Annotated in this window: 23 protein-coding genes and 1 pseudogene; 21 read left to right on the plus strand and 3 right to left on the minus strand. The window is 69.2% G+C overall.

The features are described from left to right. Positions 1–7: 7 nt before the first annotated feature. The 3 genes from ON38_RS38195 (at position 8) to ON38_RS36625 (ending at position 3,282) form a co-directional block, all read left to right on the plus strand. Positions 8–2,545 carry an MFS transporter gene (locus ON38_RS38195; RefSeq protein WP_373281219.1) on the plus strand — a complete coding sequence of 846 codons (2,538 nt, stop codon included), beginning with the start codon at positions 8–10 and terminating at the stop codon, positions 2,543–2,545. Positions 2,546–2,653: 108 nt separating this feature from the next. Further along, entirely contained in the window at positions 2,654–2,995 is a 342-nt protein-coding gene (locus tag ON38_RS38200; RefSeq protein ID WP_157181785.1) for a winged helix-turn-helix transcriptional regulator, read from the plus strand. Positions 2,996–3,120: 125 nt separating this feature from the next. Continuing rightward, a complete protein-coding gene (locus tag ON38_RS36625) occupies positions 3,121–3,282 on the plus strand; it encodes a hypothetical protein (protein WP_169333274.1) in 162 nt (53 codons plus the stop codon). A 566-nt stretch (positions 3,283–3,848) separates the two neighbouring features. On the opposite strand, the gene ON38_RS14890 is transcribed toward ON38_RS36625, so the two are convergent. Continuing rightward, positions 3,849–4,550, minus strand: a complete 702-nt coding sequence (locus ON38_RS14890) for a dienelactone hydrolase family protein (RefSeq protein ID WP_039825374.1) — start codon at positions 4,548–4,550, stop codon at positions 3,849–3,851. Positions 4,551–4,732: 182 nt separating this feature from the next. Next, positions 4,733–5,110, minus strand: coding sequence for a PepSY domain-containing protein (locus ON38_RS14895; protein WP_039825375.1), 378 nt, complete (start codon positions 5,108–5,110; stop codon positions 4,733–4,735). 120 nt (positions 5,111–5,230) lie between these two features. On the opposite strand from ON38_RS14895, the gene ON38_RS14900 reads away from it, so the two are divergent. From ON38_RS14900 to ON38_RS14910, 3 genes are all read left to right on the plus strand, one after another. Continuing rightward, on the plus strand, positions 5,231–5,908 hold the full coding sequence (locus ON38_RS14900) for a response regulator (protein WP_039825376.1): 678 nt from the start codon (positions 5,231–5,233) through the stop codon (positions 5,906–5,908). Then, positions 5,901–7,559 carry a sensor histidine kinase gene (locus ON38_RS14905; protein WP_083872696.1) on the plus strand — a complete coding sequence of 553 codons (1,659 nt, stop codon included), beginning with the start codon at positions 5,901–5,903 and terminating at the stop codon, positions 7,557–7,559. The genes ON38_RS14900 and ON38_RS14905 overlap by 8 nt, the downstream gene beginning before the upstream one ends. Before the next feature lie 64 nt (positions 7,560–7,623). Continuing rightward, positions 7,624–8,757 carry an NAD(P)-binding domain-containing protein gene (locus ON38_RS14910; protein ID WP_051164775.1) on the plus strand — a complete coding sequence of 378 codons (1,134 nt, stop codon included), beginning with the start codon at positions 7,624–7,626 and terminating at the stop codon, positions 8,755–8,757. 40 nt (positions 8,758–8,797) lie between these two features. On the opposite strand, the gene ON38_RS14915 is transcribed toward ON38_RS14910, so the two are convergent. After that, entirely contained in the window at positions 8,798–9,397 is a 600-nt protein-coding gene (locus ON38_RS14915) for a TetR/AcrR family transcriptional regulator (RefSeq protein WP_039825450.1), read from the minus strand. Positions 9,398–9,498: 101 nt separating this feature from the next. On the opposite strand from ON38_RS14915, the gene ON38_RS14920 reads away from it, so the two are divergent. The 15 genes and pseudogenes from ON38_RS14920 to ON38_RS14990 all read left to right on the plus strand — a co-directional run bounded on the left by ON38_RS14920 (position 9,499) and on the right by ON38_RS14990 (position 21,955). Beyond that, entirely contained in the window at positions 9,499–10,902 is a 1,404-nt protein-coding gene (locus ON38_RS14920; RefSeq protein WP_039825377.1) for an MFS transporter, read from the plus strand. After that, on the plus strand, positions 10,899–11,582 hold the full coding sequence (locus tag ON38_RS14925; RefSeq protein WP_039825378.1) for an SGNH/GDSL hydrolase family protein: 684 nt from the start codon (positions 10,899–10,901) through the stop codon (positions 11,580–11,582). The genes ON38_RS14920 and ON38_RS14925 overlap by 4 nt, the downstream gene beginning before the upstream one ends. A gap of 563 nt (positions 11,583–12,145) precedes the next feature. After that, positions 12,146–12,736, plus strand: coding sequence for an LppU family putative lipoprotein (lppU, locus tag ON38_RS14930; RefSeq protein WP_051164777.1), 591 nt, complete (start codon positions 12,146–12,148; stop codon positions 12,734–12,736). 190 nt (positions 12,737–12,926) lie between these two features. Beyond that, on the plus strand, positions 12,927–13,643 hold the full coding sequence (locus tag ON38_RS14935) for an MBL fold metallo-hydrolase (protein WP_039825451.1): 717 nt from the start codon (positions 12,927–12,929) through the stop codon (positions 13,641–13,643). Positions 13,644–13,706: 63 nt separating this feature from the next. Beyond that, on the plus strand, positions 13,707–14,336 hold the full coding sequence (locus tag ON38_RS14940; RefSeq protein ID WP_039825380.1) for a class I SAM-dependent methyltransferase: 630 nt from the start codon (positions 13,707–13,709) through the stop codon (positions 14,334–14,336). A 138-nt stretch (positions 14,337–14,474) separates the two neighbouring features. After that, entirely contained in the window at positions 14,475–15,404 is a 930-nt protein-coding gene (locus ON38_RS14945; RefSeq protein ID WP_039825381.1) for an ABC transporter ATP-binding protein, read from the plus strand. Then, the gene (locus tag ON38_RS14950; RefSeq protein WP_039825382.1) at positions 15,401–16,252 is read left to right on the plus strand and encodes an ABC transporter permease; all 852 of its coding nucleotides are present in this window, start codon (positions 15,401–15,403) and stop codon (positions 16,250–16,252) included. The genes ON38_RS14945 and ON38_RS14950 overlap by 4 nt, the downstream gene beginning before the upstream one ends. Continuing rightward, the gene (locus ON38_RS14955) at positions 16,242–16,484 is read left to right on the plus strand and encodes a helix-turn-helix transcriptional regulator (protein ID WP_083872697.1); all 243 of its coding nucleotides are present in this window, start codon (positions 16,242–16,244) and stop codon (positions 16,482–16,484) included. Before ON38_RS14950 ends, ON38_RS14955 begins: the two co-directional genes overlap by 11 nt. Before the next feature lie 170 nt (positions 16,485–16,654). Then, positions 16,655–16,987: pseudogene (locus ON38_RS14960) on the plus strand (oxygenase MpaB family protein); the annotation flags it as partial. A 163-nt stretch (positions 16,988–17,150) separates the two neighbouring features. Continuing rightward, the gene (locus tag ON38_RS14965) at positions 17,151–17,738 is read left to right on the plus strand and encodes a TetR/AcrR family transcriptional regulator (RefSeq protein ID WP_039825383.1); all 588 of its coding nucleotides are present in this window, start codon (positions 17,151–17,153) and stop codon (positions 17,736–17,738) included. A 170-nt stretch (positions 17,739–17,908) separates the two neighbouring features. Then, positions 17,909–18,679, plus strand: a complete 771-nt coding sequence (locus ON38_RS14970; RefSeq protein WP_039825384.1) for an SDR family NAD(P)-dependent oxidoreductase — start codon at positions 17,909–17,911, stop codon at positions 18,677–18,679. 31 nt (positions 18,680–18,710) lie between these two features. Further along, positions 18,711–19,538, plus strand: a complete 828-nt coding sequence (locus tag ON38_RS14975) for an enoyl-CoA hydratase/isomerase family protein (RefSeq protein WP_039825454.1) — start codon at positions 18,711–18,713, stop codon at positions 19,536–19,538. A gap of 194 nt (positions 19,539–19,732) precedes the next feature. Further along, positions 19,733–20,656, plus strand: coding sequence for a hypothetical protein (locus ON38_RS14980; RefSeq protein ID WP_039825385.1), 924 nt, complete (start codon positions 19,733–19,735; stop codon positions 20,654–20,656). A 226-nt stretch (positions 20,657–20,882) separates the two neighbouring features. Continuing rightward, entirely contained in the window at positions 20,883–21,623 is a 741-nt protein-coding gene (locus tag ON38_RS14985) for an SDR family oxidoreductase (RefSeq protein ID WP_039825455.1), read from the plus strand. A gap of 98 nt (positions 21,624–21,721) precedes the next feature. After that, a complete protein-coding gene (locus ON38_RS14990; protein WP_157181786.1) occupies positions 21,722–21,955 on the plus strand; it encodes a hypothetical protein in 234 nt (77 codons plus the stop codon). Positions 21,956–22,363: the final 408 nt, after the last annotated feature.

Genomic DNA, 22,363 nt, shown 5'->3' on the forward strand with positions numbered 1-22,363 from the left:
GCTCGCCATGAGCCATCGCGAAATCCTCGAAGCGATGACCGGGCTGCTGGCGGCGCTGTTCACCGCCCTGCTCAGCACGACCATCGTCGCCAACGCGCTACCCACCATCATCGGCGATCTGCAGGCTTCGCAGACCGCCTACGCCTGGGTCATCACCACGGCCCTGCTCACCAATGCGGCCTCGACGCCGATCTGGGGCAAGCTGGCCGACCTGTTCAACAAGAAGACGCTGGTGCAGCTGGGCATCATCATCTTCGTGGTCGGCTCGGTGATCGCCGGTTTCGCCCACGATGTCGGGCTGCTCCTGGCGGCTCGCGCGCTGCAGGGCGTCGGCATGGGCGGGCTGACCGCACTGGTCGTCGCGATCATCGGCAGCATCATTCCGCCGCGCGAGCGCGGGCGGTACTCCGGCTACATGGGCGCGGTCATGGCGGTCTCCATGACCGGCGGACCGATCCTCGGCGGCGTCATCGTGGACAGCCCACTCGGCTGGCGCTGGTGCTTCTTCATCTGCATCCCGCTCGCCGTGATCGCCCTGCTGCTCCTGCAGCGCACGCTGCGGCTGCCGACGACCCGCAAAGAGGGCGTCAGCATCGACTGGTTCGGCGCCACCTTGCTCACCGCGGGCGTTTCCGTCCTGCTCATCTGGGTCTCGTTCGCCGGCAAGGCCGGGTACTACGAGTGGTGGTCCACCGAGTCGGCGCTCTATGTGGGCGGCGGTGTGCTGCTGCTGGCGTTGACGGTGCTCGTCGAATCGCGGGTGAAGGATCCGGTGATCCCGCTCCCGATCGTCACCGAACGCACCACCGCGCTGGCCATCCTCGCCTCCATCGCCGTGGGCGTCGGCATGTTCGGCGCGACCACATTCCTCGGGCAGTATCTGCAGACCGCCCGCGGCTACTCCCCCACCGCCGCGGGTCTGCTGTCCTCGCCGATGGTGGCGGGCATGCTGGTCGCCTCGGTGGTCTCCGGCCAGCTCATCACCCGGTTCGGCAAGTGGAAGCCCTTTGTCGTCGGCGGCGCCGCGCTGCTGGTGGTCGGGTTCGCCCTGCTGTCCAGCGTCGACCACGCCACGAACATCTGGCTCATCGGCGCCTTCATCACCGTGACCGGTGCGGGTGTCGGCATGATGATGCAGAACCTCGTGCTGGCGGTCCAGAACACGGTGAGCGTGCACAACATCGGCGCCGCCTCGAGCAGCGTCGCTTTCTTCCGCACCTTCGGTGGCGCCATCGGTGTCTCGGTACTGGGTTCGGTGCTCGCGACCAGGGTGAGCGAACTGTCCACCGCCCGTTTCGCCGAACTCGGCATCCACACCACGTCCTCGGGCAGCGGCAATCTCGACCTGAAGGCGCTACCCGCTCCCATCGCCGAGATCGTGCGCTTCTCCTACGGTGACGCCACCGGCCGGATCTTCCTGATCGCCGCGGTGACCTGCGTGGTCGCCCTGATCGCGGCGGCGCTGCTGCCGAACCGCCCGCTGCGGCGCACGATCGATATCGAGCCGACCGCCGATCCCGCGGCGGCCACCGATATGACGACCGAGGAGCGGGTGCCCGACGATCTCGCCGACCTCGACCGCACCCCCGCCGCGGTCGATCCGATGGGCCGGCACCATGCCCCGGCGGCCGAGGAGGCCGACGATCCGGCACCCGTACCGGTCGGCGCGCTGACCGCGCAGGCCACGGCCGGACAGAACGGCCACGGCGTGTACGGCCCGGCCGTCACCGCGCAGACCTCGCTGCCGGCCACCCGGTACTCCGGGGCCGGCGACGAGAGCGGCTCTTTCCACGGGCACATCACCCGCGAGGACGGACGCCCGGTGCCCGGTGCGGCGCTCACCCTGATCGACCAGCGCGGACACCAGGTCGCGCGGGCGAGCGGGTCCGGCGACGGCGGCTACACCGTCGACGCACCCGGGCCGGGTAGTTATGTGCTGATCGTCTCGGCGCCCGGACACCGGCCGACCGCGGTCAATGTCGCACACGCCGCGCACCCGCAGCGCATGGACCTGACCCTGTCCGGGCTCGGTGAGCTGTCCGGTACCGTGCGCTCGACCCGCGCCGACGCGCCGCTGGCCGGCGCCACGGTCACGGTCACCGACCAGTACGGCGAGGTCGTCGCGTCGGCCGCGTCGGGCGAAGACGGCACCTACCTGTGCCACGGCGTGGTTCCCGGCACCTACACACTGGTGGCGGTCGCCGAGCACATGCGTCCGACCGCGACCGCGCTCACCGTGCCCGACAGCGGCCGGCTGCGGCACGATATCGAGCTCACGCCCATGGCCGTGCTCACCGGGTCGGCCCGAGCCGACGGTGGACGGCCGGTGACCGATATCCAGATCACCGTCCTGGATGCCACCGGCGATGTGGCCGCCACCGCTCGCACCGACGAGCAGGGCCGCTACCTCGTGCCCGATCTCCCCGAGGGGCAGTACACGGTCGTGGCCCGCGGCTATCCGCCCGTCACCGGGCAGGTCGCCATTTCCGGCGAAGAGGTCGGCTACGACGTCGAACTCGGGTACGGGGCCGACGAACAGGTGTGATCCGCCGATAGCGCCGGAGGGCTTGTCGTCCCGCTCCGACAAGCCCTTCGGCCACGGCCGTTCCTCGATCATCACTACAGACAACCTGCTGGAACGGCCGGGCAATCGGTGAAGCCTGCCGGTACCGGTCGAACTGCATTCCGGGCCGCGGCGTCCAGCGAGCTCCCGCGGGCGATTCCCGGCCTATCCCAGCGCCTGCTCACCGTCGATACCCGAAATCTTTTGCGCGACCGGCTGTTCAGCCGCCGCGTTCAACCGGCCGCGCCACCCCGGTCGAATACGCACTGGCGCCCCTGGGTGAGAGCCTCGCGGCCGTGGTGCACGCCATCGCCGACCGGGCCCGCGCGAAGCATAGATATCCCGCGCAGCCGGGCGGAATTCGAGCCGGACGCTGTCGACGATTTTTCGTCCCACCGCGATCTCGGCGCGACCGGCGCCGGGTGCCGGTGATCCGCCCGTGACCCCGGCGTCGGGAAATTTGATGAATTCTTGTCTGGTATCGGCATTGCGACCAGCGAAAACTGATGATGCTGCGCGAAAGATGTCCCTGGTTCCACCCGACCGAAGGATGTGCAATGTCTACCCGGATCACCAAGATATTCGCCGCCACCGCGATCACCCTGTCCCTCGGCGCCTTCGCGGCCCCCATCGCCTCCGCCGCCACTCCGACGGCCGCCCCGGTCACCGGTTCCGTCATCCTGTGCCTCCCCCTCGGAAGCGCCACCGTCTGCATCTGACCCCCCGCGATTCCGGAGCGGATGCGCCGACGGCCGATGCTGCCGCCGGTGGGAATATGCGTTGTGTCCCCGAATAGTCCGGCGCCTCCGGATGAATCGCCGTGCCATTGATTGCCGGACCAACCGGAAGAGCGCACGTTGCTCGGTGAGGAGCGTGCGCCGGGATGAGCAGGTCGCCACCCCGGGTGACCTGCTCATCCGTTCACCTGGCCACCTCACCCACTGCTGGGGCGATATCGCGCCGGGGCGAAGCGCTTGGGCAACCGGGGAGTGTCGACGTCGAGCCCCGCCGGCCACCGAGCCCGGCCGGCGACGCACAAACCTCAGAACATCGACATCATCATCATCATCAACATGAACTTGAGAAAGAAGTTGTTGGACATGTCGGACCTGCTTCCGTCGAACCGAACCGTCCGGACACGACGCCGGACGCAACAGCGGCAACTATGCCGTTGTTGAACGGTACGATATTCAACGGCTTCACTTTCCGGTCGATGGCTTCCCGCCACCGGGAACATGAAACCGGCTGCGCGACACCAAATCACCTTCGCCCTCGGCGGCCGCGGTCAGTGCGGCGAGGGGCTTCTCAGATGTAGGTCGAAAAAGGCGAAAACACGTCGCCAGGCGTCCGCGGTGGCCTCCTCGTCGTAACCGAGCCCGGCCACGCGCAGGACGCGATCGGCGGGTAGGCGGTTGGCGAAGCCGTGGGTGACCCCGGGATAGGTCTCGATATCGTGGGCCACGCCGTAATCGTCGAGTACTCGTTCCAGCCGGTGCGCGCGACCGATATTGATCGGATCCAACCGGCCGTAGCTGGCGACGATCGGGCAGCTGCCCCGCAACATCTCCGCGTAGTTGCCCCGGCTGGTCGGATAGAACGGCGCGGCGGCGTCGAAACCACGGGGCGCGGTGAGCAAGGCGAAACCACCACCCATACAGAAACCGGCCACCGCGACCCGCCCGGTGCACGAGGAATCGTCGCGTACCCGCCGCAGCGCCGCGAGGATATCGCGCACCGCCCTGCCCTCACCGGTGAACAGCAGATCACGGAATACGCCGGGCACACAACGCGGCCCGCGGGAGAACAGATCCGGCGCGATCACCAGATAACCGTGGTCGGCCAGCATGCGGGCATTGCGGCGCAGATCGGCGGTCGGCCCCACCGCGTCGTGCAGCAGCACCACCGCGGGCCACGGCCCCGAACCCTCGGGTGTCTCCCATACGGCCTCGATATCGCCGTCGGGCGCGGGCACCTCGATCATCGTCATCGGCGGTCACCTTCTGTTCGATCCGGAATCCTCGCAGACAACAGCGACAGCGAGTCTAGTGCCGCGCCACCGCGCCGCCCGCTCGAGCGCGCCCCCGGTGCGCCCCGCCCGCAGCGATGAGCCGGCTGCCGCCTCACGGCGGCAGCCGGCTCCGTGCCCGGAACCCGGGCGAAGGACGCGAATCAATCGTGTTCGACCGCGCCGATGATATCGCCGGTCTTCGCGTCCACCGTCACCTCGTACTCGACACCCGCCGAGGTCACGACCTCCACCTCCCACACCGCTGCGCGGTGCTCGGTCTCGAATTCGGCCGAGACCGCCCTGCTGTCCGGTACCGCGGCCACAGCGGCGTCCATGGCCTGGATGCGATCGATGCCGGGATCGGCGACGAGGGACCACTCCGCGATCGGGCGATCGAGGGCGACGGTGCCGTGTGGCGGGGTGTGCCCGAGGGCGACGGTGGCGACGCCGACAGCGGCACCGACAACCACGGCCACGACCGCGGTGCCGATCAGAAGCCAGCGCAGACCGGCGACCGCGTGACGAATGACGCTTGCCATGGTGAAACCTCCTGAGTGGGTGTACGTCCCGAAGACAGGCCCCACTGTCGCAAGCCGAGGCTGAAGGTGACCTGAAGTCACCTGAAGAACATTTCAGGAAGCGTCTGACAGTCTGGGTGGATGCGTCTGCTGATCGTGGAGGACGAGAAACGTCTCGCCCTCACACTGGCGAAAGGGTTGTCGGCCGAGGGTTTCGCGGTCGACGTCGTACACGACGGCGCCGAGGGACTGCACCGCGCCACCACCACCGAGTACGACCTGATCATCCTGGACATCATGCTGCCCGGTATGAACGGCTACCGGGTGTGCGCCACCCTGCGCGCGGCCGGCCACGAAACGCCGGTGCTGATGCTCACCGCCAAGGACGGCGAATACGACGAGGCCGAGGGCCTGGACACCGGCGCCGACGACTACCTCAGCAAACCGTTCTCCTACGTGGTACTGGTGGCACGGATCCGGGCGCTGCTGCGCCGCCGCACCCGCGGCGGTGTGCGCGTCCTGCGGGTCGGCGATCTGGTCGTCGACCCCGCCACCCACGGTTGCCGGCGCGGCGACCGAGATATCGCGTTGACCGCCAAGGAATTCGCGGTGCTGGAACACCTGGCCGTGCGCGCCGGGCAGGTCGTGTCCAAAGCCGATATCCTGCAGCATGTCTGGGATTTCGCCTACGACGGCGACCCGAATATCGTCGAGGTATACATCAGCACCCTGCGACGCAAGATCGATACGCCCTTCGGCTGCCGGACCATTCTGACCGTACGCGGCGCCGGTTACCGTTTGGCGGCCGAACGTGGGTGAGCGGAGGCGCCGCCGCGGCATCCGGTGGAACTCGGTCCGGGCGCGTACCACGACCGCGGCGACCGTGGTCGTCGCGCTGGCCCTGACCGCTACCGGACTGATCCTGCTCGCGGCCCTGCGCGGCAATCTCGTCGAGAGCGCGGATCTGCAGGCCGCGAACACCGCGCGCGATATCGCCGGGCAGCTGGATGCCGGAACGCCACTCGCGCAACTCCGGCTGCCCGATCCCGACGACGAACCCGTGCAGGTCGTTTCGGCAGACGGGCGGGTACTGGCCGCCGACGAAGAACTGCGGGGCCGGGGCCCGATGGCCGATTTCGGGCCCGATGCGGCCGCGGACGCGCAGTCCGGAGACGACACGGGCGAGGACTCCACGGACGAGGAGTCCGAGGAGTCCGAGGAGTCCGAGGAGTCCGAGGAGTCCGAGGAGTCCGAGGAGTCCGAGGAGTCCGAGGACGATGATGCGGACTCCGATACCGAGTCCGAGGATGCGGCCGAGGACGAGTCACCCGGCTCCGGGGATAATGCGGCCGGCCTCGGCAGCGCGGCCGGCAACGGCAGCGACGTCGGCGTGGGATCCACGCGGACTGCCGACGCTCCGGCGGCCACCGAACCGGTGTTCGGGCAGATCGAGCTGGCAGTCGGCGATTCCGGGGCCGACAGCTATCGCGTCGCCGCGCTCGGTGGCACGTCCCCTGACGGGCGACCGGTCACCGTCTATGCGGGTGCGTCGCTGGATACCGCCGACAGCGCGGTCGCCGATGTCCGGCGGGCAATGCTGATGGGCCTGCCGGTGCTGCTCGCCGTGGTCGCCGCGATGACCTGGCTGGTCACCCGGTGGGCCCTGCGCCCGGTGGAATCCATCCGGTCCGAACTGGCCGAGATCATGCACGGCGACCTGTCACGCCGGGTCCCCGAACCCGCCGCCCGCGACGAGATCGCCCGGCTGGCGGTCACCACCAACGACACGCTCGCGGCGCTGGAGCAGTCCGCGGAACGTCAACGCCGGTTCATCGCCGATGCCGCACACGAATTGCGCAGCCCGATCGCCAGTCTGCGCACCCAGCTCGAAGTGGCGCAGGCACATCCGGGGTTGCTCGAGCTCGACGGCCTGCTCGGCGACACCGTGCGGCTGGAACACCTCGCGGCCGATCTACTGCTGCTGGCCCGCCTCGACGCGGGCGAACAACCCCGGGCCGACCGGGTCGATCTCGGGGCCCTGGTCCGGGACGAGCTCGCCCACCGGGTCGGCGATCGCCTACCGGTCGGCTTTGACCGCGGTGCCGACGAGCTCCTCGTCACCGGTAGCCGCACCCAATTGGCCCGCGTCCTGGGCAATCTGGTGGACAATGCCCAGCGGCATGCCGCGACCACGGTGCGGGTATCGCTGGAACGCCGGGGTGACCGGGCCGTACTCGCGGTGACCGATGACGGCCCGGGAGTGCCCGAGGCCGATCGGGAGCGGATCTTCCAGCGTTTCGTGCGCCTCGACGACGCCCGCAGCCGGGACGAGGGCGGCGCGGGCCTGGGCCTGGCGATCGTGCGCGATGTGGTGGGGCGGCACGGCGGGATGATCCGCGTCGAGCCCGCGGACTCCGGTGGCGCGCGTTTTCTGGTGGAACTCCCGGTGGCCCGCCGAGTGCCCGCCTGACAGCCGGGCCGGACGAGACGGGCAGCCGGTTCCCGGTGCCGTGTGCGCACTAGCATCGGCGACCATGGCACAGCAGGCAGTACATCCGGCGGCACCGGACTTCCCGATACTGGTGATCGGGGCCGGGCAGTCCGGTCTGTCGGCCGGGTACCACCTGCGGCGGCACGGGCTCGTGCCCGGACAGGATTTCCTCATCGTCGACCATGCGCCGGGCCCCGGCGGCGCCTGGCAGTTCCGCTGGCCGTCGCTGACCCTCGATACCGTGAACCGGGTACACGACCTGCCCGGGATGTCCTTCGCCGAGAACATCGGGCCGGGCGCCCCCGGTGCCGACGTACCGGCGGCGACCGCGGTACCGCGCTACTACCAGCGCTACGAGGAGCATTTCGAGCTCCGGGTGCGCCGGCCGGTGAGCGTGCGGGTGGTGTGCGATCGCGCTGGAGAAGACGGCCTGCTGCACGCCGAGACCGACCATGCCGGCACACTCCGGGTGCGCGGACTGATCAACGGCACCGGGACATGGGAGCACCCTTTCGTACCCCACTATCGCGGCGCCGAGACCTTCACCGGCCGGCAGCTGCACACCCGCGATTACCGCGATCCGGCCGAATTCGCCGGACAGCACGTGGTGGTGGTCGGTGGCGGTATCTCCGCGGTCCAGTTGCTCGATGAGATCTCCCGGGTCGCCGGCACCACCTGGGTGACGCGGTCGGAGCCCGCGTTCCGGGAGGACCCGTTCGACGCGGACGCGGGCCGGCGGGCGGTGGCGATCGTGGAGGATCGGGTACGCCGGGGACTTCCGCCCGGCTCGGTGGTCTCGGTGACCGGCCTCCCGCTCGACGATCGGCTCCGGGCCGCCCGGGACCGCGGCGTGCTGCGGCGGCGGCCGATGTTCGACCATATCGAGCCCGACGGTGTGCGCTGGGCCGACGGTAGTTTCCAGGCCGCGCAGGTCATTCTGTGGGCCACGGGTTTTCGCAGTGCGCTCGACCATCTGGCCCCACTGCGACTCCGGGGTCCGGGCGGCGGGATCACCATGAACGGCGCACTCGCCACCCGGGTCGCGGTGGATCCGCGGATCCACCTCATCGGGTACGGACCGTCGGCCAGCACGATCGGCGCGAACCGGGCCGGGCGGGCGGCCGCGGCCGAACTCGTCGACTACCTGGGCCTGGATCGGGGCGCTCTCCGCAGGTAAGGCTCGCGCCACGGCACGCGACCGGATCGTCCCGGCGCGGTCAGCGCAGCAGATCCGCCAGGATCCGGCGCGCGGTCAGGACCCGGTCGTCGTCGCCGAGTTGGCGGGCGGTATTGGCGGCGCCGACGATCGCGTCGATCTCGAAGGCCAGCGCCGCCGCGTCCCGCCCGGTCAGCTCACCCGACTCCTGGGCCTTACCGATCTCGCCGGCCAGGAACGTCATCCAGTCCGCGTGGTCCGCGGCGACGGCGTCGCGGACCGGCCCCGGCCGGCTGTCGAATTCGGTGAGTACCGCGGCCCGGAAGCAGCCGCCCGGGAATACCGGCTCGGCGATGTAGTCGAGCCAGCGCTCGACCAGTGTGCGCACCCTGGGCAGGCCGCGCGGTACCCGCAGGGCGGGCGTGATGATCTGTTCGACGAACACCTCGCGCCCGGCCCGGATTGCCGCGAGCTGGAGCGCCTCCTTGGTTTTGAACAGGGTGGCGATCCCGCTCTTGCTGATGCCCAGATCGGCCGCCAGCCTGCCCAGGCTGACACCCGCGAGCCCTTCCACCGACGCCACATCGGCGGCGTGCCGTGCGATCGCTGCCCTAGAGCGGGCCCCCTTGACCAGCCGTTGATCCGTGATCGCGTCCGTCATACGACCCATTCTGACATCACCCGCTTGTCAATGCGAACGATCGGTCGTATTTTGAACTACGAACGTTCGTGCTTTTTGTTCCTCCCCTCCCCAGGATTCCCATGACCGAATCGTCCGTGCGGGCCCCCGACCCGCAGTCCACCTCCGCGAGCGGCTCCGGCGCGCTTCTCGTCGCCGCCGGCGCGGCCTTCCTCGCCTTCCTCGACCTTTCGGTCGTCAATATCGCCTTCCCGTCCCTCGCTCGCGACCATCCGGCCACCTCGCCGACCACCCTCACCTGGGTGATCAGCGGTTACGCGGTCGCGTTCGCGGCACTGCTCACCCCGGGCGGCCGGATCGCCGACGCGGTGGGGCGGCGCACGATCTTCCTCACCGCCGTGGTCGGTTTCGCGCTCACTTCCCTGTTGTGCGGGGCGGCGCCGAACGCGGGCCTGCTCATCACCGCACGCGTGGCCCAGGGGGCGACCGCCGCGCTGATGGTGCCCGCGGCCCTCGCCGCCCTCCTCGCCGTCACCCCGCGCACACGGATCGGCGGCGCCATCGCGGCCTGGTCGGCGGCGGGCGGCTTCGCCGCGGTCGTGGGTCCAGCGGTCGGTGGCATGCTGGTCGAACTGTTCGGCTGGCGCTCCATCTTCGTGATCAATGTGCCGATCGGCCTCCTTCTGGCCGGCCTGGCCTTCCGCGTCCTGGCACCGGATCCCGAGCAGACCCGCGGCGCCCTGCCGGACCCGGTGGGCACGCTCATGGTCGCCTCGGGCCTGGGCGGACTCGTCGCCGGACTCACCGAGGGGCAGCGCTGGGGCTGGACCGCGCCCGGCACGCTCGCGGCGCTGGCCCTGGGCGCCGCGCTCACCTGCGCGGCGCTGCTCCGATCCCTACGGCATCCGAATCCCGCTCTCGCCGTGGAACTCTGGCGCAACCGGACGTTCGCGCTGACCAATGCCGCCTCGTTCGCGTTCGGAGCCGCTATGTTCGCCTGGCTGCTGGCCGGGCCGATGTTCCTCGACGCGCTGTGGGGATACTCCGTCCTGGGTTCGGCCGCGGCGCTGAGCGTGGGCGCGGTGGCTTCGATGGCGACCGCGACCCTCACCGGCCGCATCACCGCACCCGGGCCCCGGCGCTGGACCGGAGTCCTCGGGGTACTGATGTTCCTCGCCACGCTCGCCTGGATGAGCACGGAGATGTTCGGTCCCACCCCGGCACTGTGGTCGGCATGGGTACCGGCCGGGATACTCGGCGGCGGCGGTGTCGGCATCGTGGTGACCGTGCTGGGCGCCACCGCGGCGAACGCGTTGCCACCGCACCGTTTCGCGGCCGGTACCGGGATGAATCTGACGGCGCGCCAGCTCGGCGGCGCACTCGGTATCGCTGTGCTGGCCGCGGTTCTCGCCGCCCACCCCGGTGACCCGCTCGCCGGATTCCACACATTGTTCCTGCTGTGCGCGGGCTTCGCCGCTGTCGCGGCCTGCCTGATCGCCGTTCCGTCCCGACAGGAGTCGATATGAGAGACACCGACGGCCGTACCGAATCCGACGACCCGATGCTCGTTTCCACCGACAGTGCCCGCGCGCTCCTGCGTGCCGCGCCCTGGCGGCGCTACGCCGTACTCGGTGATTCCATTGCCCTGGGCGTGGGTGAGGCGTCGGCGGGCTACCGTGAAATCGGCTGGGCCGACCGCGTCGCGGAGGTGCTCACCGCGGTGAACTCCGAGGTGAGGTACCTGAACACCGGACAGATCGGCGCGACCTCGGATCAGATGCTCGCCGAGCAGCTGGCGCCGGTACTGCGGTTCCGGCCCGACCTCGTGCACATATCGTGCGGCGGCAACGACCTGTTCCATCCCGGCGGCGATACCGATCGGCTGCGCGCGAATCTCGATACCGCCTTCTCCGCGCTGGCCGCTACCGGCGCCCAGCTGTGCGCGTTCACCGTGGCAGATGTCTGGGATACCGAACGTATGGCGCCGATGCGGCCGATGCGGCCGCGGATGGCCGAACTCAATGCGATCGTTCGCGAAGTGGCCGCCCGGTACGACGCGGTGCTGGTCGACTTCTGGGACCATCCGCTGCGGCTGCGCCCGGATCTCATGAGCACCGACCTCATCCACTTCACGACCAGCGGGCACGCGGTCGTCGCCACGGAAATGATCCGCGCGCTGGCGGCACGGATCTCGGCCGCCGCCTGATCGGTCCGTGATCGGCGGCCTCCCTTCGGCCGTGGATGCGAGAACCTGCCGACGGGTCCACTTTGTCGGCGCGACCGGTTAAGATCTGCGCCGGGCACCAGCGAGGAGGAGTGGGTACCGACGTGGGAAGCTACGGCCGTAGGTCACGGGCGCGGCGGGGATCCGGGGCACGGGTGACCGTCTCCGCGATCACCGCGGGTCGGGGGGTCGACCGGTAAGCTCACGCGAGCATCCGCGCGTGGCCGGTCCGCCGGGACAACGGCGCACCGCCACGGTGGATCTCGTCACCGCTTCGTTCGGCCACGCCGGCCGGGCATCACACTCACCGCCGTCATCCGGCGGTTCATCACCGAAGTAATCGGGCCCCCGCGCGACCGTCACCGGTCGCCGGGGGCGGGTCGTGATGTCCGGGCAACCCGCGCGGCCGGTGTTTCCGGCGGTGGTCACCGGCCGGAGTCCGCAGGGCCCCGTTTCCACGGCCGCCACATTCCCGTCTACCCCGCATCGAATCACGTTGTGCCCGAACACTGTTCACCCTGACGTATTTTCATGAAGGAGTTCTCATGTCCAGACGTTCGCCCGTGTTCCGGATTCCCGGTCTGCTGGCAGGCCTCGTGGTGGTCGGCTGCGCGGTGCTGGCCTTGTCGGCGTGTACCAGCGGGGAGGATTCGGGGCAGAGCTCGTCGGCGAGCCCGGTGTCCACAGTGCCCGGACAGAACGGAGCCGACGAGGGCGGCGATGTCGACTTCGACGCGGCCATCGGCGATTGCGTCACGCTGTCGGGGACGATGATGGACGCGGAGATCGACCACGCCCAGTGCGGTTCGGAGAATTCGAACTACAAGGTGGTCGCCAAGGCCCCCACCCAGGACGGTTGCGCCTCCGACGTCGATCAGACCTACTACGTGACCCTGGGCGGCCGGGAACAGGGCGCCCTGTGCCTCGATATCGACTGGGTCGAGGGCCAGTGCATGACGATTCCGTCGGGCTCCGACAGCCCCACCCACAGCCCGTGCACGCCGGGTAAGCCCGATACCGTCCACGTGCTGAAGATCCTGACCGGTACCACCGACGAATCCGGTTGCCCGGCGGAGGCCACCAGCTACTACACCTACGACGAACGCCAGCTCGTCACCTGCGTCGCCGAGGTGTAACGACACCGCGTCCGGTTACCGGTATGCGTGGCCTCACCTCGGGGTGTGAGGCCACGCGCCCCGACCGGCACCAGGGCCGGATTTCAGCGCTCTGTTCGGCGCCGACCAGCGGAGTTACACTGGGATCCGCTGCTCGAATACGCGTTCTGTCCGATACTCGGCGGGGGATGACGCTACCAGGACTGCTGTGATGGATATCCGAACAGACGAGATCGCCGACGGTGTGTACCGCTTCTCCACCTTCGTCCCCGAGGTGGGCCCCACCGGTTTCACGTTCAATCAGTTCTTCGTCGACGCCGCGGAACCCCTGTTGTTCCACACCGGAATGCGGGCGCTGTTCCCCTCGGTGTCGGCGGCGATCGAGCGGATAAGGCCGGTGGCGGAACTGCGCTGGATCACTTTCGGCCATGTGGAGGCCGATGAGAGCGGGGCGATGAATCTGTTCCTGGGCGCGGCGCCGCATGCCCAGGTGGCCCACGGCGTCGTGGGCTGTCAGGTCTCGCTGGACGATCTGGCCGACCGGCGGCCGCGGCGCCTGGCCGACGGCGAGATCATCGATCTCGGTGACCGCCGGATCCAGCACTTCGACACCCCGCACGCACCGCACAACTGGGAGGCGCGGGTGCTCTACGAGGCGGCCACCGGTGTGCTGTTCTGCGGTGACCTGATGACTCAGCTCGGCAACGGGCCGGCCCTCACCGACGCCGACCTGGTGGGACCGGCCGAGGTGGCCGAGGACGTCTTCCACGCCACCTCACTGGGCCCGGCCGTACCCGCGACATTGCGCCGGCTCGCCGAGTTGCGCCCGACCACACTGGCGGTGATGCACGGCTCCAGCTTCTCCGGTGACGGGTCCGCCGCCCTGCGCGATCTGGCGACGGTCTACGAGAACCGGCTGGCGGGCTGACGGCCCGTAGGGTTCCAGCCGGCGCCATCGCACCGGGCGGTGCGCCGACGCGAGAGGAACCGGATGAGCGCGCACACCCCGTCGGACCGCACCCCGAGCCGCTGGGAGGAACTCACCGCGGCCGACCCCGCGCATTCCGAATGGTATGTGCAGCGGTTCCGGACGCTCGTGGCAGAAGGCCACGACATATTCGGCGAGGCAAGGTTGATCGATGCGATGCTGGGCCGGCGCGGCCGGGTACTGGACGCGGGCTGCGGACCCGGCCGCCTGGGTGGCCATCTGCACAATGCCGGGCACACGGTGGTCGGCGTCGATGTCGACCCGGTGCTGATCGCCGCCGCCGAGGCCGACTACCCCGGCCCCACCTGGCTGGTCGGCGATCTCGCCGAACTGGATCTGCCGGCCCGGGGTGTCGCCGCCGATTTCGATGTGATCGTCTGCGCGGGCAATGTGATGACCTTCCTGGCGCCGTCGACCCGGTCGGCGGTACTGGCCGGTTTCGCCCGGCATCTGGCGCCGCAAGGTCGCGTGGTCACCGGTTTCGGCGCCGGACGCGGCTACGACTTCGCGGAGTTCCGCGCCGACGCCGCCGCGCAGGGCCTGACCACCGACCTGCTGCTGTCGACCTGGGATCTGCGGCCCTTCACCGACTCCTCGGAGTTCTTGGTCGCGGTGTTCTCCCGCGCGGACTGAGTTCCGGTCGGGGCGGCCCGGCACCTACCGCGCCGAGCCCGATCACTGAGACGAACCACTCCTCTACATAGAGCATTGTCGCGACAAAATGTAGTAGATATACTACGAACGATCGAAGATCGATGATCGGGAGGACTCATGACTTCGAACGACGGCGTGGTACTGAACGTCGAGAAACTACGAATGCGCTATGACACCACCGACGTACTGCACGAGGTGACCTTCCGGGCACACCGCGGTGAGGTCCTGGTCATGCTGGGACCGAACGGCGCCGGCAAGACCACCACGCTCGAAATCCTGGAGGGTTTTCGCGCCCGTTCGGCCGGAGAGGTCGCCGTACTGGGCGCCGACCCCGAACACGGAGACGAACGCTGGCGTGCCCGTATCGGTGTCGTCCTGCAGTCGTGGCGGGACCACGCCAAATGGCGGGTCCGCGAGTTGCTCGAACACCTGGGGGCGTTCTACCGCCCCTACTCCACCGACCGGATCCGCAAGCCCTGGGATACAGGTGAACTGATCGAGCTGGTCGGGCTCACCGATCACGCCGGCGCCGAGATCGGCACGCTGTCCGGCGGACAGCGGCGCCGGCTGGATGTGGCGATCGGTATCGTCGGGCGGCCGGAATTGCTGTTCATGGACGAACCCACCGCCGGATTCGATCCCGCGGCCCGGCGCGACTTCCACGACCTGGTCCATCGCCTGTCCGACCTGGAGGACACCACGGTGCTGCTCACCACCCACGATCTCGACGAGGCGGAGAAGATCGCCGACCGGATCCTGATCCTCGCGGGTGGACGCATCATCGCCGACGGTTCGGCCGACGAACTGTCCCGGTCGATCGCCGGTTCCGCCGAGGTCCGCTGGACCCTGGCGGAGCAGCGTTTCGTCCACACCACCACCGAATCGACGAAATTCGTGCACGAGCTGTTCAAAGAGCACGGCGACCGCATCGGTGAACTGGAAGTGCGGCGCGCCTCATTGGAGGACACCTACATGGCATTGGTACAACGCTACGAATCCGGGGAGCCGGGGAGCGCGGTCCACACTCTCGCGGAGGTCACCCGATGAATCCCGTAGCCGGCGCCGTCCGCGCCGGATTCCTCCGCGGCTGGATCGAATTCCGCCAGATGTACACCCACGCACCCGATCTGATCGGGCAGTTCCTGACCCCGGCGATCGCCCTGGGCGCGCTGTATCTGCTCCGCGGCCGCGATTACGGGAGTACCGGTCTCTCCGTCGCCGAACTCGCACTGCCCGGCCTGCTCGGCACCATCATCGCCTTCAACGGCCTCTACGCGCTCACCAACGTGCTGGTCCTCGACCGCGAAGACGGCACCCTGCTACGGGCCCGGACCGTGCCGCACGGCATGATCGGCTATTTCATCGGCAAGGTGACCGCGGCCGCCGCGGCCGTGCTGGTGCAGGTACTCGTCGTCCTGGCGGCCGGCATGGCGATCATCGGCGGTTCGTCCCTCGACAGTACTGCCGCCCGGGCCACTTTCGGCTGGGTCGTGCTGCTCGGCCTGCTCGCGGCGCTGCCGGTCGGCGCGGTACTGGGCGGGCTACTCGACGGCGCCCGGGCCTCCTTCCTGCTCACCATGCCGTTGATGGGACTCATCGCCGTCTCGGGGATCTTCTACCCCATCACCGCCCTGCCGGGCTGGCTACAGGGTGTGGGCCAGGTTTTCCCGATGTACTGGGCGGGGCTCGGTATGCGCTCGGCGCTGCTGCCACCCACGGCGGCCGAGGTCGAGATCGACGGTTCCTGGCGTCATCTCGAGACCGCCGCGGTGCTGGGCGGCTGGGCGATCGTGGGGCTGCTCGTGGCGCCGGTAGTGTTGCGGCGCATGGCACGGCACGAGTCCGGATCGAGTATGGCGGCACGTCGGGAGAAGGCGATGCAGCGTGCCTTCTGAGGCCATCTACAACCGCATCGCGATGCTGCGCGCCGAACGCGGTATCTCGCGGCGCGAGCTCGCCGAGGCGCTCGGGGTGCACTACCAGACCGTGGGTTACCTCGAACGCGGCGAATACAGCCCCAGCCTGCATCTGGCGCTTCGAATCGCGGCGTATTTCGAGGTGGCCGTGGAGGTCGTGTTCTCCACCGAACCCTTTCCCCGGCTGGGTTCGCGCGCGGAAACCGCGTAGTCGTCCGGCCCGCACACCGCCTCGCGGGTATCTCGCCCGTTCTGCCGGGCGGGCCGGCCTTCTACGGTGATGGCACAAAGTCACGGCTCTGTGCCAATGATCCGCGACCGAAGCGCCACGGAGGCGCCCGGTGACCACCGAATCCGACGCGGGAATCCGAGGGCCTGCCGATGCCCGTGCACGAGATCGCCGAACCGCGACTCCGCCCGGGGCCCGATTCCCTGGTGTGGAAGTTCCACAGCGATATCCGCGACCTGCTCGGCTTCCAGCCGCTCGCCGGCACCGAGAACTGCATCGAACAACTCGCGCAGGGCGTCGAGGACCACTCGGTGATCTTCAGCGATTTCCTCGGCCGCGCCCGGCGCAGCGCGCCACCCATCATGCAGACCGTCTACAGCGAGGACCCACACGACCGGGGCCGCCGGGTGCGGGATTTCCACGGGTCGATCAGAGGCACCGTCAGTGACGGCTCGCGGTATCACGCGTTCGACCCGGAGCTCTTCAACCGGCTCCCGGTACGCGTGCTGTGCGCGCCCTGGGCGGCGTGGGCGTGGGAGCGCACCGGAGTCGATCCACGCCGCCTCCACAAGGGAAAGCCGCGACGGTGAGGCCGGGGCATCGGCCCGATACGCACCGGCCGGCATCCGGTCTCCCCGGAGGGGCCCGATGACCTTGGACACCGCCACCGAGAGCCTGGCCGATCCACAGGTCCAGCGGATCCTGGCCGCCGCCCGATCGGAGTTCGAGCAGTACGGCGTCCGGCGCTCCACCATGGACGATATCGCTCTCCGCGCCGGGGTCGGCCGCCGGACGCTCTACCGGCGCTTCACCACCAAGGACGCACTGTTCGAGCTCCTGGTCCGCCACGAGACCGATGCGCTGCTCGAGCAATTGGCCCGGGCGTCCGCCGGGTGCGAGCCGGGTGCGGCGGTGGCCGAATGTTTCACTCTCTTCTTCGATCTCCTGGAGCGATCACCGCTGGCCCGTCGCATCGTGGCCAGCGAACCGGAACTGCTGCCGGTATCCGCCGGACGGCCACGGGGTCTGCCCATCGTGGAGGCCGGCGACAGGGTCGCGAAGACACTGCGCCGCAGCGGTGTGACTATGCCGGAGGCGGATCTGCGGGCTGTCTCCGAATTGCTGATCCGGCTGGCGCTCTCGCTGCTGCTGAATCCCGAAGGCCGGTTGGACATCTCGGACCCGGCCGCGGTCCGTACGTACTCCCGGCGTTATCTCGCGCGGCTCGTGTGGTGAACCGGACGCGGCACCGCGGGCTCCGGCCCAGACCCTGGTACATCCACGATCGCACCCACCGGGACCACGCGTCCGGCACCGAACCCAGTACTGATACAAATGCCTGCGACCGTAGCGCACCCTATGGCCGCCGAGCGGGTCCCGGCCCGCGGACCGAAAGGTTGATTCCAGTGGACCGCAACTCCTTTCAGAAGTTGTTCGACCTGTCCGGACGCACCGCGATCGTCACCGGGGGCACCCGGGGCATCGGGCTCGCCATCGCCGAAGGATTCGCCTGCGCGGGCGCCCGCCTCGTGGTCGCCGGCCGTAAACCGGACGCGTGCGAGCGGGCAGCGGCCCGGCTGCGGGAACTCGGCGCGGACGCGATCGGTGTCCCGACCCACCTGGGTGACATCGAAGCAGTGCGCGCGCTGGTGCAGACCGCTGCCGACACCTTCGGTGGTATCGATATCGTCGTCAACAACGCGGCCAACGCCCTCGCCCAGCCGTTGGCGACCATGGAACCCGCGGCGGTCGAGAAGTCCTTCGGCGTCAATGTCCAGGGACCGCTGTTCCTGGTCCAGGCGGCCCTGCCGTATCTACGGGCCAGCGAACACGCGGCGGTATTGAATCTCGGTTCGGTCGCGGCCCTGCAGTTCGCGCCCGCGCTGTCGATGTACGCCGCCGGCAAGGCGGCCCTGCTGTCGTTCACCCGCTCGATGGCCGCCGAATTCGCCTCCGACGGCATCCGGGTGAACGCCATGGCCCCTGGAGCCGTCGATACCGATATGGTCCGCAAGAATCCGCCGGAATTCGTCGCGGCCATGGCCGGAGCCGCGCTACTGGGCCGGATCGCCGAACCCGACGAGATGGTCGGCACCGCGCTACTGCTGTGTTCGGACGCCGGCAGTTTCGTCACCGGCCAGACGTTCCTGATCGACGGCGGTACCGTCGCCCGCTGAACTTCGCACCGAAGGAGTACCCGTGTCCGCGCTGTCCACCGAATACCTGCCCTCCGGGGTCGTCGTGCTGACGATCGACCGTCCGCACCGGCGCAATGCGCTCGACAATCAGACGGTCGCCGAACTGCACACCGTGCTCGACGAGATCAACGGCGACCCGGAGGTCCGGGCACTCGTCGTCACCGGCGCCGGGGGCGCGTTCTGCGCCGGTGCCGACCTGAAGGCGCAGCCGGAGGATTTCACCACCGCCGATGCCACGCCGACCGCGGCGCTGCTGGGCGCGGTCCACTCCCCGGTTGCCCGGATCTACGCCGCGCAGGAGCTGATGGCTTCGGCATTCGAGAAGATCCACCGGCTGCGCCAGCCGGTGATCGCCGCCGTCGACGGGGCGGCTGTCGGTGGCGGTTTCGCGCTGGCGCTGGCCTGCGATATCCGCTATGCCGCCCGCGGCGCCGGCTTCGGCGCGGTGTTCATCCGGCACGGGATCTCGGCGTGCGATATGGGCACCAGCTACCATCTGCCCCGGCTCGTCGGCGCCGCGCGCTCGGCCGAACTGCTGCTCACCGGTCGTGTTTTCGGCGCCGAGGAGGCCGAGCGGATCGGATTGGTGCTCGAGGTCGTCGATTCCGGTGAACTGCTCGCGCGCGCCGTCGCCAAGGCGGAGGAGATCGCCCGTAATTCCCCACTCGCGGTATGGATGACGAAAGAGACGATGTGGCAGACCGTGGACGCGCCCAGTCTGCGTCATGCACTCGACCTGGAGAACCGCACCCAGGTGATGTGCAGCGCCACCGGCGAACTCGACGCTTCCTTCGCGGCCTTCCGCGCCGGAACCCGGACCACCGCCGGCCCGCTCTGACCGCGCGGCCCGGCCGGCAACCCGGGTGTCATCGAAATGCGTAACGAAATGGACGGCGAGGCCTATAGCGGAGATTGGTCCGCTGTTACCGAAATCTCGGTCGCCGCAATGCTGGGCGTGGTTTCCGAGTTGTGTGCCGCACCGCCCGGTGTGGTCATACCGGACCTGCGTCCTCACTACCTTCTGGAGTCGTCATGAGTTCACCCACGCTCGCGGTCGCGGTGCTCGGTGCGGGCCCCTTCGCCGACCGGATCGCCGACCGGATCCGTGCGCGGCCGCACCTCGAGGTATCCGCGCGAAGTGAGACCGCGCAGTCGCCCCCGGAGGGCACGGCCTGCGTCGTCTACGTACCGACGTTCGCCGAGATCGCCGCGGACATACCGAGCCGTGTGCTACCGGAGCTCCTGAGCGATGGCTACGACGTGATATCCACGGCACCGCTGGACGGCCACGTCGCGCCCGCCGCACTGCTGGACGCCTGCCGCACCGGGCAGTCCACCTTCCACGCCACCGGGGCCTTCCAGGCCACCATCCCCGCCCGGCTCATCCGATCGCTGACCGAGGTGACCCGGGGGATCCGGCGAGTGGAGCTGATCGAGGAGCTCGATTTCCCCGAGACCGGGGTATACCCGTGGGGTAGCCGGCACGATATCGGCATCGGGACCACCGGGTCCGAAACCGCCGTCGCCGGTGCCGCCGCGGTCGACGGCTACTACGCCGCGGGACTGCGCGTCCTCGACGACGCGGTGTTCCACAGTGCCGCCGGCACGACCGCGTCCCCGAGCAGCACCGTCGAGGTGATGAACGATGCGTCCGGCGCCGTCCAGAAGGTCGTCGTCGACCGCGAGCTGGGACCCGGATTGAGTTATCGCTCCATCTGGACGACCACCACGGAGGATCGAGCGCCGCTGCGGTACCAGCTGATCACCACCACCGATACGGCGCGGGGCACCGCCAATGTGCGCTTCCGCTTCACCGACGGACTGCACCCGGCCGACCACCTGACCTGCGTCAACATCATCGAGGCGCTGCGCCCGGTGCATGAGCACGGTCCGGGGATAGCGCATCGGGATCTGTCGATCACCCGGCCGATGCCGGACGCGCGGCTCACCACCTGATCCGGGCGGGCAGGTCTCGAATTCATCTATTCCGGCGGCCGGGCGAAGGCTGCCGGGATCGCTGATGCGATCCTGGAACGGCAGCACAGTGATCGCCCGGTCGTGCGGCCGACCGTTACCCGGCCGGCCGCGGACCGCCGCAGTGGAGTGCCTCTCGAAGTTTCAGTGCACATCGACCTCTCTGAACCCTGACCTGCCCGCTGGCAGGCGGTGAAAGGTGAGCAACATGAAGCTGACAGTCATCGGCGGTACCGGCCGGATCGGCTCGCAGGTGGTCCGCAAGCTCCGGGCGGCCGGTCACGAAACCGTACCCGCGGCGCCGTCCACCGGTGTGGATCTGGTCACCGGCGCGGGCCTCGACCGGGCGGTGGCGGATGCCGACGTGGTGGTCGGCCTGGCCAACTCCCCGACCTTCGACGACGCCGCGTCGGCCTTCTTCCGCACCGCGATGGACAACCTGCTCGCCGCCGGCGACCGTGCCGGAGTGAAACACCAGGTGGTGCTGTCGATCGTCGGCGTGGACCGGCTGCCGCAACTGGACTACTACCGAGCCAAGACCCTGCAGGAGGAATTGCTCCGGCAGGGCCCCACACCGTATTCGATCGTGCGCGCCACCCAGTTCTTCGAGTTCATGGACGCGGTGATGTCCTGGTCCGCCGACGACACCGTCGTCCGGCTACCCGCGACCCGGCTGCAGCCGATGGCGGCCGCCGACGTCGTCGACGCGGTGGTCGGCGTCGCACTGGGTGCCCCGCTGCAGGGTATCCGCAATGTTGCCGGGCCCGATGTGCTGCCGCTCGACGAGATCGGCCGGATGACCCTGCTCGCCCGGCACGACGACCGCATCGTCGTCACCGACGATACGGCCGGCATGTTCGCCGCGGTGACCGGCGACGAACTCCTCGCCGGGCCCGACGCATACCTTGCTCCCACGCACTATCGCGATTGGCTGGCGGCGCACCGCTGACCTCGGCAGCCGCGCCGACCGGCCCCTTCCCGCTTCCTGAAGCGGTCTTCAGTCCACTTCAGGGTGCCTTCAGCACTCCCCTGCCACAGTGGCCGCCGATGACCGACAACGGCGAAAGGGGAGAACAGATCATGAACCCGACAGTGCACATCGACGGATATCCCTACCGGGTGGTGGGGAAGACGCGTCTGACGACGGCCTCGCGGGCGTGCTACGGCAAGTACCGGTTCGTTCTGCGGCGGCTCACCGACGGGTCGCTGTGGACGGTGTTCGACTCCCGCGTCACCTCCGCGTCGGAACTGATGAAATGCGCGGGCCCACCCCGGCGGTGACGGCTGCGCCGTGAGAGGTCCGGTCGCCGCGTCCGGCGGCCGGATCCGCCGGCCATCGAGGGGCCGCACGACGGGGAAGGCGAGTGCGTCGCGAATCGGCCGTTGCCACGCTGCCCCGCTCGGTCGGGTCACACTCCCGATCCGGCCGCGAGCATGGTCGGCCGCGGGAGAAAACGTTTCACCGATCAGAGAAGTGCCGCCGAGAAGTTATATGTCAGTTATAGATCAGTTATCCGCGGTCGAGAAGGCGTAGTCACGCACGTGCGGAATTCGAATCACATGATTTCCGGAAATTGCGTTTCGTTCGGATTCGCGGTGGACACCTCCAACTGCGCGGCGGCATCGGCCTTTCGGCCCCCGGAGGCACACCCGGCCATCGATCACACCCGGCCGGGCATCCGCAAGGTA

The organism is Nocardia testacea NBRC 100365 (genome assembly GCF_000308775.1).
Classification (GTDB): Bacteria; Actinomycetota; Actinomycetes; order Mycobacteriales; family Mycobacteriaceae; genus Nocardia; species Nocardia testacea.

What these genes read in the sequence shown, in the direction of transcription:
- lppU (WP_051164777.1), top strand. Translation starts at nt 12,146, where the DNA reads ATGTCCAGACGTTCGCCCGTGTTCCGGATTCCCGGTCTGCTGGCAGGC.
- ON38_RS14940 (WP_039825380.1), top strand. Translation starts at nt 13,707, where the DNA reads ATGAGCGCGCACACCCCGTCGGACCGCACCCCGAGCCGCTGGGAGGAA.
- ON38_RS14925 (WP_039825378.1), top strand. Translation starts at nt 10,899, where the DNA reads ATGAGAGACACCGACGGCCGTACCGAATCCGACGACCCGATGCTCGTT.
- ON38_RS14920 (WP_039825377.1), top strand. Translation starts at nt 9,499, where the DNA reads ATGACCGAATCGTCCGTGCGGGCCCCCGACCCGCAGTCCACCTCCGCG.
- ON38_RS14915 (WP_039825450.1), bottom strand. Translation starts at nt 9,397, where the DNA reads ATGACGGACGCGATCACGGATCAACGGCTGGTCAAGGGGGCCCGCTCT.
- ON38_RS14965 (WP_039825383.1), top strand. Translation starts at nt 17,151, where the DNA reads ATGACCTTGGACACCGCCACCGAGAGCCTGGCCGATCCACAGGTCCAG.
- ON38_RS14900 (WP_039825376.1), top strand. Translation starts at nt 5,231, where the DNA reads ATGCGTCTGCTGATCGTGGAGGACGAGAAACGTCTCGCCCTCACACTG.
- ON38_RS14950 (WP_039825382.1), top strand. Translation starts at nt 15,401, where the DNA reads ATGAATCCCGTAGCCGGCGCCGTCCGCGCCGGATTCCTCCGCGGCTGG.
- ON38_RS14935 (WP_039825451.1), top strand. Translation starts at nt 12,927, where the DNA reads ATGGATATCCGAACAGACGAGATCGCCGACGGTGTGTACCGCTTCTCC.
- ON38_RS14990 (WP_157181786.1), top strand. Translation starts at nt 21,722, where the DNA reads ATGACCGACAACGGCGAAAGGGGAGAACAGATCATGAACCCGACAGTG.
- ON38_RS14980 (WP_039825385.1), top strand. Translation starts at nt 19,733, where the DNA reads ATGAGTTCACCCACGCTCGCGGTCGCGGTGCTCGGTGCGGGCCCCTTC.
- ON38_RS14985 (WP_039825455.1), top strand. Translation starts at nt 20,883, where the DNA reads ATGAAGCTGACAGTCATCGGCGGTACCGGCCGGATCGGCTCGCAGGTG.
- ON38_RS14945 (WP_039825381.1), top strand. Translation starts at nt 14,475, where the DNA reads ATGACTTCGAACGACGGCGTGGTACTGAACGTCGAGAAACTACGAATG.
- ON38_RS14890 (WP_039825374.1), bottom strand. Translation starts at nt 4,550, where the DNA reads ATGACGATGATCGAGGTGCCCGCGCCCGACGGCGATATCGAGGCCGTA.
- ON38_RS14895 (WP_039825375.1), bottom strand. Translation starts at nt 5,110, where the DNA reads ATGGCAAGCGTCATTCGTCACGCGGTCGCCGGTCTGCGCTGGCTTCTG.
- ON38_RS14910 (WP_051164775.1), top strand. Translation starts at nt 7,624, where the DNA reads ATGGCACAGCAGGCAGTACATCCGGCGGCACCGGACTTCCCGATACTG.
- ON38_RS38195 (WP_373281219.1), top strand. Translation starts at nt 8, where the DNA reads ATGAGCCATCGCGAAATCCTCGAAGCGATGACCGGGCTGCTGGCGGCG.
- ON38_RS36625 (WP_169333274.1), top strand. Translation starts at nt 3,121, where the DNA reads ATGTCTACCCGGATCACCAAGATATTCGCCGCCACCGCGATCACCCTG.